9 protein-coding genes are annotated in these 10502 nt (G+C 66.7%); 7 read left to right on the forward strand and 2 right to left on the reverse strand.

The annotated features are described in order from the left end of the window. Positions 1-25: 25 nt before the first annotated feature. The gene (locus KBI44_14830; protein ID MBP9145756.1) at positions 26-1252 is read right to left on the reverse strand and encodes a hypothetical protein; all 1227 of its coding nucleotides are present in this window, start codon (positions 1250-1252) and stop codon (positions 26-28) included. Between the two features lie 2163 nt (positions 1253-3415). Further along, complete coding sequence (locus KBI44_14835; protein ID MBP9145757.1) at positions 3416-4672, reverse strand: hypothetical protein; 1257 nt, start codon at positions 4670-4672, stop codon at positions 3416-3418. 381 nt (positions 4673-5053) lie between these two features. On the opposite strand from KBI44_14835, the gene KBI44_14840 reads away from it, so the two are divergent. The 7 genes from KBI44_14840 to KBI44_14870 all read left to right on the forward strand — a co-directional run bounded on the left by KBI44_14840 (position 5054) and on the right by KBI44_14870 (position 10264). Beyond that, the gene (locus tag KBI44_14840; protein MBP9145758.1) at positions 5054-5383 is read left to right on the forward strand and encodes a hypothetical protein; all 330 of its coding nucleotides are present in this window, start codon (positions 5054-5056) and stop codon (positions 5381-5383) included. A 74-nt stretch (positions 5384-5457) separates the two neighbouring features. Next, entirely contained in the window at positions 5458-6066 is a 609-nt protein-coding gene (locus tag KBI44_14845; GenBank protein ID MBP9145759.1) for a TetR/AcrR family transcriptional regulator, read from the forward strand. Beyond that, entirely contained in the window at positions 6063-7256 is a 1194-nt protein-coding gene (locus tag KBI44_14850; protein MBP9145760.1) for an efflux RND transporter periplasmic adaptor subunit, read from the forward strand. The genes KBI44_14845 and KBI44_14850 overlap by 4 nt, the downstream gene beginning before the upstream one ends. After that, positions 7253-8455, forward strand: coding sequence for an ABC transporter permease (locus tag KBI44_14855; GenBank protein ID MBP9145761.1), 1203 nt, complete (start codon positions 7253-7255; stop codon positions 8453-8455). The genes KBI44_14850 and KBI44_14855 overlap by 4 nt, the downstream gene beginning before the upstream one ends. Before the next feature lie 10 nt (positions 8456-8465). Then, on the forward strand, positions 8466-9203 hold the full coding sequence (locus tag KBI44_14860) for an ABC transporter ATP-binding protein (GenBank protein MBP9145762.1): 738 nt from the start codon (positions 8466-8468) through the stop codon (positions 9201-9203). A gap of 28 nt (positions 9204-9231) precedes the next feature. Next, positions 9232-9648: a hypothetical protein gene (locus KBI44_14865; GenBank protein ID MBP9145763.1), complete on the forward strand. Its 417-nt coding sequence runs from the start codon at positions 9232-9234 to the stop codon at positions 9646-9648. Between the two features lie 31 nt (positions 9649-9679). Further along, entirely contained in the window at positions 9680-10264 is a 585-nt protein-coding gene (locus KBI44_14870) for a hypothetical protein (protein ID MBP9145764.1), read from the forward strand. Positions 10265-10502: the final 238 nt, after the last annotated feature.

Here is a 10502-nt window from a genome sequence, read left to right on the forward strand (position 1 = left end):
CCGGAATCACAGTAGGTTTGGCCGGCTACCGTCTTCCCGGCTTCAACTTTCGAGCGCGGATTTCCGGGAGGGCGTCCTGGTTTGGGTCCCACTCCCACTGCCAAACGACGATGCACGCTCCAGACGTAGCACACGCCGCGGCGGGCTGGGACAGGCCAGAGGGGACCGGCTCATTGACCTGAAGAGGTGGCGAAAGCGGCCAGAGATCCGGGGAGAAGTGCCGTGCTCGAATCGCCCAATTCGAGTCCTCAAGCTGGATCGGATCGAGTCCCTCCCAGACAATCAGGAAGCGACCGGAGCTCGCCGCCGCGGTCGAGCCACCCGAAGCGAAAACCGGCGGTAGCTCCTCGACAGGTTCGAACGGAACGACTCGGACGGGATCACCGGCGAGATTGCCGTTTCCATCGACCTCGCGAGCGAAGATGCCGCGCTCGGCGCCCATTCTGCCGGTCCAGATCACAGTGTATCCGCCGCCACCGCTGCGACTCGCATCGGTACAGCCCTGCTGGCCTTCGGCAGAGTTGAGAACGATGTCGCCCGAGAGCGGCTCGCCGTTTCGGAGGAATGCTCGAGCCTGGGCGCCTGCGGCGAGTTGGCCCCCCAGATTCGTGCTCCAACAGACCAGGAAACTGCCATCGCGTTGCATCGCCACTCGTGCGAGTCGGGCATCCCCCTCCGCATGGACCTGGAAGTTCGACCCGAGAGGAGCGCCGTTACGGTCGAACCGCCGCGCCACCACGGAAGCGGGATCGGGCGACCAGACCACAACGAAACCGCCGCGATCGTCCATGTCGACGACGGGCATCTGCTCCTGGGCACCGGGAGGGAGTTCGATCGTCGAGCTGACAACGAACGGCGGGCCTTGCAGATTTCCAAAGCGATCGAATCGACGGGCGAGCACTCTGAGCCTGGCGCTCCCCTGGCCTTCGGCGACGTTTGCCGCCCAGACTGCGACGAACTGACCCCGATCGTTGGAGGCGATCTGCAACCAGGCGGCAAACTGGTTCGCGTCTTCGCTCAGCAGAAAGGCCGGACCACGCGAATCTCCCCGCGCCGAATACACACGCGCATAGGCGGCGCGCACGACCCATCCCACCGCGAAATCTCCGTTCGCCGAGATCGCGACCTCAGGCGAACTGCCAGTCGGGCTGACCACGAACTCGGGTTCCAGCGTGGGCGCGGCGGCCACCGCCGACGAAGCCCAGGCGCCAGCTAGTACCAGCGCCCCTACCCGCAGCCTGCAGGCTCTCATCACGTTTGCCATCGTGTCACCGATCCGATCGAGGGGACCGCCAGCGTCATTTTGGACCCTTAGAGCGGCGGAAAAGTACCTCCTTCGAGCTCGCAGGAGGCCTAAACAGGTGAAGTGTGAGGCTTGGCAGCCAGCAAATCAGACGACGGCGGACTCGCTATCTTCCTCGAGGCAGGGAGATCGCTGATCTCTGACGCTTCTGGAAGTGGTGGCCTGGGTTCTGGCCTGAGTTCCAACCCTTGGCGGAGTCGCCGGCTTGCAGGTGTAGGCTTCATTGAGCCATGCCCTTCCTATGGCCCCTGGCCGCGACTCTTTCGGCAACTCTGGCTGCGACTTCGATCTCATCCTGGGGCATCCGGGTAGAGGTTTCAGCGCTTCCTCGCGAATACGACCGAAGAGGGAGCACGGCGGAAGATCTTGAAAGATCGGCGCACTTTCTGGGATGTTATCGACTCGAACTTTCCGAACCATTAAAGACCTCCGGTTCGTTGACGCTCGACGTTTCGCTGACTCGATCACCCGGTGAAGCCCCAGGAGTCTTCGCCTCGTTTTTCGACCCAGAGTCCCCGCTACAAGGCACCTGGCAGACTCCCGATGGCGAGGTGGCGAACTTTGCCTGGGCGACTGGCTTCGGTGGCCTTGCGGTGACGATGAGAAGAGCCGGCTCAGAGTACTTGGCGACCGGGGTTCGAGAGAGCGATGTGGTGAGTAGCCAACCGCGACCCTCATACCCAATCAACGTCAAACGTATTCGTTGTTCGAAAGCGCTAAGGGAGTCGCACGCAAGCCGGAGCCGGGAACGAAAGGTCGCGATCTGGGCTATGCACTCGAACCTAGAAGCGCGACGGCGTGACCGGGAGAAAAACGGCGACGTTCCGACGTCCGAGCTCATGAAGGCGCAGCGCGAACTTCTAATCGGCGCAACACTCCTAACCTCGAACGAGATCGAACGGATCGCTGAGGAAGTCGAGAGCAACAACTGGCCCGAACGGAGTGTGTGCCTCCCAAGCCACCATCGCGCATTCCGGGCCATCCCGCTACAGCTGGAATTGCCGCCAGAAGTCCGAATCGGAGCCCCTTCCGGCGATGGGTGTGTCTCGGAACACCGCTACTTCAAGGTTACCGTGGACCCGACCGGGAGAGTGAGAGAAGCTCGGATTTCTGGTATGGAACGCCGTTTGAATCGTGAGGCGATCTCGCGCGAGGTTTTGGTCGAGGTGGATCGCGCCCTACATCGATCGAGGTGGTATCCGGCGTTGTGGTGCGGGCGACCGACCGAACGAACGATTTTCGTTACGTTGGTCCGTCGAACTCCCTGCGCAGCGAAATAGGTCAGCGGTGCGCTCAACGCAACGCGCCCCGCACGCAGAGCTCCGTTTCCTCGAACAGGTGGGTGCGGAGCGAGCCAGGGCGGTACCGCGGGCGAGCGGTTTGGGCTCGAGCTTTGGGCGGCCCCTAGACTCGCCTACGCCGCCCTCAGGGCAAGCTCGAGCGCCTGCAGGTTGCGCCGGAACTCGAGCAGCGGGACGAGGTCTAGCAGGTTTGAAGAGGCGCCTTCTTGGCGTACCGGACCAGCGTCCGTGACCGCGCGGCAGGTTTAGGGCAACCTGCCTGACACCGAAACGTCAGACCCCCGCGAGCGACCGATGAAACGGTGACGGGCGGGAGCCCAGCGCCTGCTCGGCGCCGCGTGCTGTTGCGCGCGGATGATGGCTGAATCAGCGGTCGGGAAGCCCTTCCGGCTTGCGCAAAAGTTAACCCAGAGTTAACCTTTGTGCGTGGCGCGAACACCCCAGGCCAAGCGATCGCCCAACTGGGACAGCCTCTTCGCCGTGGCGCAAGGGCAGGATGGCTATTTCACGACGACACAGGCCGCGCAGTCGGGGTACTCCCGCCCCCTCTTGCACAAGCACTAGCGAGCGGGTCGCAAACAGTACCGAGAAGGTATAGGCGACCAGCGCGGCATCGAAGTGCGCCAGGTTGCGCGAGCCGGCGACGATCAACGCGCCGAGCGCTGCGGTCGCGCCGATGCCCCAGGCAATGGGTCCGGCAGTATCACCCCTCGTCGCGTCGCGGATCACGGTGTCGAACCGACCTCCTCTCGCCAGGTCGATGCTATCCCGTCGAGGCCGGGATGGACACCCTAGCGAGCGTCTTCCTCGCTCAGGCGGCGTTCGTCTCGTGCATCCTGCGCAGGCGGCGATCGAAGCTGCGGCCGAAAACACTCTTCATGACGGCGAGCTTCGCGCTCTGCCAGCGATAGCGTTTCGGCGAGAGGGATCGGCACTCCTCGGGCAGCATGACGAGCGAGACATGGATGTTCGGTGCGCAGCCGATCGGCAGACCCGCCTCCATCGTCGCCTCGTAGAGACGCCGAAAGACGGGCACGAGCTCCTCGGTCTTCGGTGGATCGGCATCCTCGAGGTCAGTGCCCACGAGCGGCCGGAAGACGCAGACGGTCGGGATCGCTCCCACCGAGGTGATCCAGTCGATCGCCGCGATGGAAGACTCCGGCGGCTCGAGCCCGGCGATGATCTCGCCGTTGGTGACCCATGGCTCGCCCTTCGGGCCGCGGCGGGCGAGCGTCGCGCAATAGCGCGTCGCCTCGAGGTAGTAGTCGAGACCGTACTCGGCATGCTTGCCCGGGCAGATCTCCTCGAACAGTTTGCGATCGAAGATCTCGAAGCAGAATGAGACGCGGTTGACGCCGATCTCGCGGAGGCGGTCGTAACGCTTGAGGTCCCGGTGTGGCGGCGTCTGGACGCCGACCAACAGGCCGAGCTCCTTTTTGATGCGCAGGATGTACGGTTCGAGGATGTCGAGGTAGGTGTCGCCGTCGTAGTGGCCGGTGTTGAAGTCGACGTAGGTGATGCCGCTCTCCCGTCGCGCGGCGCGGATCACCGCCATCACCTCGTCGACCGACTTCTCGTCGGCGTCATCGACTCCCAGGTTGAGGCCGACCGAACAGAACTTGCAGTTCACCTTGGTCGGCTTCTGGGTCCAGTACTCGCAGACTTTCGCCTGGTAGATGCCGAGGTAGGTACCCTGGAGTGTTCCGATGCGGGTCATCGGCTTGCCGTTCGCGAGCGCGGCATCGTACCAACCGGGCCGTGGCGAGAGCGTGACGTCGGCGACCGATGCACCGCCGTGCCGAAGCCGGTAGCGACCGCTCTCACGATGGAGCGTGTAGGAAGAACGCTGCGCGAAGCTTTCGGAGACCGGCACATTGGTCCACAACCCGCCCGGCAGGATGAGCTCGAGGCCGCTTCCGAGCCCGGCTCGCGTGCGCAGGATCTGCCGGCCGCCGTCCTCCTCGATGAAGCAGGAGTCGTCCATGCGCAGGCCCTTGCAGTAGAGATCGAGCTTGAGCAGGGCGGGGTTCGTGCGGAGCTCGGCGAGGTTGACGAGTTCGGAAGTCATCGAGGCCTCCAGGGTCTGCGATCGAATGCGCTGTAGGCAGATGCGCGCCAGGCGGGTGGGAAAGGTCCCGTCAGCGCTTGAAGAGGACTGCGTAGGGTCTCCGAGGCGAGCTGGAGCGTTCCTTCGAGCTCGGCGAGCGTCGATTCGCCACGCCGCTTGAGCGCCTCGAGCAGCGCGCGCTGGCTCGCGCCGATCCCCGGGGAGGCGATTGTCCCCTCGGTCATCGCGAGTCCCGGCACGCGTCGAAGTCCTTCACGGCGGTGATTCTGCGGTTGACTTTCCCAATTGTCAAGGTTAACTTCATGGCAATAGGTAAAACGACTGTCGGTGCCTGCGCCGATGGGACGTTGAGCTGCGCCGGACGCTATGGAGGCAACGACGATGTACGGAGCGATCCTCTTCCTTCACATTCTGGCTGCGACGGTGTGGACCGGCGGCCATCTGGTCCTGGCGATTGCAATCCTTCCGCGCGTGCTGCGCGAGCGCTCGCCGGACAAACTGCTCGAGTTCGAGTCGGCCTACGAGCGCGTCGGTATCCCGGCGTTGGTCGTGCAGGTCGCGACCGGCCTCTGGCTCGCGCACCGGATGGTCCCCGAGCTCGGCCGCTGGCTCGCTTTCGACGATCCAGTCGGGCGCGCAGTCACGCTGAGGCCGCGAGATCGGAGTTTTCGCGCGTGCGGACGTCTTCGCTCCGAAGCCGGCGCTGGATGACCTGGACGGAGACCTTGACATGGAGCCAATTCTCATGAAAGATAGTAAGTAATTACTTACTCATGAGGCGACAGATGAAGAGCCGACCCAGGAACCTCCCAGCCGATCAGCGCCGAGCCGCCACCGTCGAGGCGGTGATCGCGCTCGCCGCCGAGCACAATCCCGGCGACATCACGACAGCGGCGATCGCCGGGCAGATGAACCTGACGCAGGGTGCGCTGTTTCGGCACTTCGCGAGCAAAGAGGCGGTGTGGGAGGCGGTCATGGAGTGGGTCGCCGAGCGTCTGCTGGCACGCATCGATCGGGCGACCCGGGGCGTCGCCTCGCCGCTCGCTGCCCTCGAGGCGGTGTTTCTGGCCCACGTCGAGTTCGTTGCTCTCTATCCCGGCGTGCCGCGGATGCTGTTCGGTGAGCTGCAGCGGGCCGAGGACACCGCGGCCAAGCGCAAGGTCCGGCAACTGCTCGCGCAGTACGGCGAGCGACTGGCCGGGCTGGTCGAGGCCGGCAAGGCTGCGGGCGAGCTCACCGCGGAGGTCGGCACCGACGCTGCGGTCGCCCACTTCATCGGCACCGTCCAGGGCCTGGTGATGCAGTCGCTGCTGGCCGGAGACCCCGAACTCATGCGCTCCGGTGCTCCGAACGCCTTCGCGATCTATCGCCGCGGAATTGCGGGCGCGCGATGAGCCGCTTCGGGATCAGCGGTCGCTCTCTCGCTCTGATCGCGGTGCTGGTGCCGCTCGCCGCGCTCTTCGTCTGGGTCGCCCTGCGCTCCGGTCCGCTGGCGCCGGTGCCGGTGACGGTGGTCAGGGTAGAAAGCCGATCGATCGCTCCGGCTCTGTTCGGCATCGGCACGGTCGAAGCCCGCTACACCCACCGGATCGGCCCGACCGTGGCCGGTCGTGTGCTGCGCGTCGATGTCCAGGTGGGCGATCGGGTCGAGGCCGGTCAGTCAATCGGCGAGATGGATTCCGTCGACGTCGACCAGCGCCTCGCGGCGCAGGAGGCGGCGATCCGGCGCGCGCAGGCCGAGGTGCAGGCCGCGGACGCGACGATCCTCGACGCCGCGGCGCGCCGAACCTTCGCCCAGGCCGAGGAGCGGCGCTACGAGCAGCTGGCAGCCGAAGAGGTGGTCAGTCAGGAAGCGGTGGAAGCGCGCCGCCAGGAGAGCCAGATGTCCGCCGCCGGCGGCGCCGGCGCCAGCGCGAATCTCGAAGCGGCCCGGCAGGAGCTGGCGGGCGCCCGCGCCGAGCGCGAGGGGCTGGTTCGCCAACGCGCCCATCTCTCGCTCGTCTCCCCGGTCGAGGGTCTGGTCGTGGCGCGCAACGTCGATCCCGGGACCACTGCCGTCGCCGGGCAGGCGGTTGTCGAACTGATCGCTCCCGACAGCCTCTGGATCCAGACGCGCTTCGAACAGCTCCTGTCCTCCGGCTTGGGTGCCGGTCTGCCGGTGCGCATCGTCTTGCGCTCGCGGAGCTCGCAGGAGTTGCCCGGGACAGTGCTGCGCCTCGAACCGCTGGCCGATGCGGTGACCGAGGAGAGCCTGGCCAAGGTCGTCTTCGATACCCTTCCCGATCCCCTGCCTGCGATCGGCGAGCTCGCCGAGGTCACCGTGGCGCTGCCCCCGCTGCCGGCGGCCCCGGTGGTGCCCAACGCCAGTGTGCAGCGCCTCGGCGACCGCACCGGAGTCTGGGTGATCGAGCAGGGCGACCTCCGCTTCGCTCCGGTCCGGATCGGCGAGTCCGACCTCGAGGGACAGGTGCAGATCCTCGAGGGGCTCGAAATCGGCGCCGAAGTCGTGGTCTACAGCCAGCGCGCGCTCGGCGTCCGCAGCCGCGTCAAGGTCGTCGAACGACTGCCCGGCGTGGCGCCGTGATCTCGCTCGCGGGGCGCGACATCCTGCACGCCTGGGGCCGGTTCGTCTTCACCGGCCTGGGCCTCGGACTGCTCATCGGCGTGACGCTGACCATGGCCGGCGTCTATCGCGGCATGGTGGACGACGCCAAGGTGCTGCTCGACAACAGCCGCGCCGACCTCTGGGTTGTGCAGCAGGACACCCTCGGCCCCTACGCCGAAGCCTCCAGCCTGCCGGACGATCTCTACCGCGGCATCCTCGGCATGCCGGGAGTCGCCCGGGCCGCCAACGTCACCTACCTCACGATGCAGGTGCGCCGGGGCGACCGCGACGTGCGCGCCATGGTCGTCGGCATCGTGCCCGGAGGTCCCGGCGAGCCCGGCCAACCGGGCTACCTGATCGCCGGGCGCCAGATCACGCGCAGTCACTACGAAGCCGTCGCCGATGCCGCCGCGGGCCTGAAGCTCGGCGATCGCATCCGGATCCGCCGCAACGACTACCGCGTCGTCGGGCTGACCCGGCGCATGGTCTCGTCGAGCGGCGACCCGATGGTCTTCATCCCGCTCCAGGACGCACAGGAAGCCCAGTTCCTCAAGGACAACGACGCCATCGTTCAACAGCGCCGGCGGACCGCCGCCAATCCGGCCTTCAATCGCCCCGGCGTACCCGACCTGCTGGACGCGGTGATCACCTCGCAGACCACCAACTCGTCGGTCAACGCCGTACTGGTCCAGCTGCGCCCGAGCGCCAGCCCCGACGAGGTCGCGGCGACGATCCGGCGCTGGAAGCGCCTGCAGGTCTATACCCGCGTCCAGATGGAAGCGATCCTGGTCGGCAAGCTGATCGCCACGTCGGCCCGGCAGATCGGCATGTTCCTGGTCATCCTCGCCATCGTCAGCGCGGCCATCGTCGCCTTCATCATCTATACCCTGACGCTGGGCAAGATCCGCGAGATCGCGGTGCTCAAGCTCATCGGCACCCGCAACCGCACCATCGCCGGCATGATCCTGCAGCAGGCGCTGGCGCTGGGAGCGATCGGCTTCGTCGTGGGCAAGATCGCCGCCACGCTGTGGGCGCCGTTCTTTCCGAAATACGTCCTGCTGGTGCCGGGCGATGCCGCGCGCGGCTTCGTCGCGGTGATGGTGATCTGCGTGCTGGCGAGCGGGCTGGCGATCCGCGCGGCGCTCGCGGTCGATCCGGCGGAGGCGATCGGTGGCTGACCCGCAGGGCATGGGCATCCGTATCGAAGCTCTGCACAAGCGCTACGGCGAGGGAGAGACTGCCGTGGACGCGCTCAGGGGGGTCGACCTGCAGGTGGCCCCGGGCGAGGTCGTCGGTCTCATCGGGCCCTCCGGCTCGGGCAAGAGCACCCTGCTCAAGTGCCTCGGCGCGGTGATCGAGCCCACCTCCGGCCGCATGACCCTCGGCGACCAGGTGATCTACGACAACGGCTGGAAGATCCGCGACCTGCGCGCGCTGCGGCGCGACAAGATCGGTTTCGTCTTTCAGGCGCCCTACCTGATTCCGTTCCTCGACGCGACCGACAACGTGGCGCTCCTGCCGATGCTCGCCGGACGGTCGAACGCCGAATCGCGCGCGCGCGCGCTCGAGGTCCTGACGGCGCTCGATGTCGGCCACCGGGCACGGGCGATGCCGGCAGAGCTCTCCGGTGGCGAGCAGCAGCGGGTCTCGATCGCCCGCGCCCTGGTCAACCGCCCGCCGGTGATTCTCGCCGATGAGCCTACGGCACCGCTCGATAGCGAGCGGGCGCTCGCCGTCATCCAGATCCTCGAGCGTATGGCCCGCCAGTACCAGACCGCGATCATCGTCGTCACCCACGACGAGAAGATCATCCCGACCTTCGAGCGCATCTACCAGATCCGCGACGGTCGCACCCTGGAGACCGCCGGCGAGGGCCGCGACGCCGGTGGATCTGCGGAGGCGCCGGCGCCAAAGGCTGCGGATTGAATTGGGAACCGCTCGAGGAGGAGACGACATGACGGCAGAAGGAACACGACGCAGTCCGTGGATCTGGGCGATCTCGCTCGTCGCGATCGGCCTTGGCCTGCTGACCATCCGGGCGGGCGGTACCGTGCTGTTTGGCAACGACGCCGCACGATCGGCCGCGGGCCACTACGTGCCGTTCGTACTCTGGTTCAATTTTCTCGCCGGCTTCGCCTATGTCATCGCTGGAGTGGGGCTGTGGCTCGAGCGGCGCTGGGCCGCCTGGCTGGCGGTCGTGGTCGCCGCGGCGACGGCCCTCGTGTTCGCCGCCTTCGGCGTGCACGTGCTCGCCGGCGGGGCCTACGAATTGCGCACGGTGGTGGCCATGAGCTTGCGGACGCTGGTCTGGACCGCGATCGCTGTGGTCGCTCTGCTCGCCCGGCGTCGGCTGATGGTGCGAAAGTCCTGATCCCATGCTGGTCCACGAGGAGATTTCAACGATGGGCAAAAAGATCGAAGCTCCCAGGGCTTTCCGGGCTCTCAACGGCTCCGGGTATCTGTTCCTTGCGCTGCTGGTCGCCGGTACCGTCGCCGCCAGCGCCCAGTCGCATGAACACCCGGCGGCGGCTCCTCCCGCCGCTCTCCCCGCCGCGCCGGCGACAGCGCCCGCGGGGCCGATCCAGCAGCTGTCGCCGGAGCTGCGCGGGCTGTTCCGTGAAGAGATGGTGGCGCTCCAGGGCGCGATGCTCGAGCTCGTACCGGCCATCGCCTCCGGGGACGCGGATGCGACTGCGCGCCTCGCCGAACGCATGCGCGCCGGCTACGTGCTGGCGCAGAGGCTCACCGACGCCCAACGGGAGGAGCTCGAACGAATGCTTCCCGAGGCGTTTCTGGAGCGCGATGGCGAGTTCCACGAGCTCGCCGGCGGCCTTGCGGAGGCCGCTCGCGAACACCGGGCGCCTCTCGTGCCGTTTTACTTCTACAAGCTGACGGAAAGTTGCGTCGGTTGCCATGCGCGCTACGCAGCCCACCGTTTCCCGGGCTACGCGAAGCCGCCCGAGGCGAAGCCCGCGCATTCGCACTGAGTGGTGAAACGCCCCCAGGCACAGCCAGACAGCCTGCCGAGCAGCTGCGCCTGAAGATGGTTCTGTATGGAGAGCTCGCCGGTCTTGATCTTCGCGGGTCGCCTGCCGAGCGGCCCGACGATGAGGGCTGCCGATGAGGTGCCTGCCGATGAGGAGGCAGCCACTTTCACGGCGGCGGCCCGGGCGCTTCAGCGGTGTCCGGCGTGCGGCGAGGAGGCCTCAGGAGTCGGGTGAGCGC

It is taken from the genome of Thermoanaerobaculia bacterium, from assembly GCA_018057705.1.
Lineage (GTDB): Bacteria > Acidobacteriota > Thermoanaerobaculia > Multivoradales > JAGPDF01 > JAGPDF01.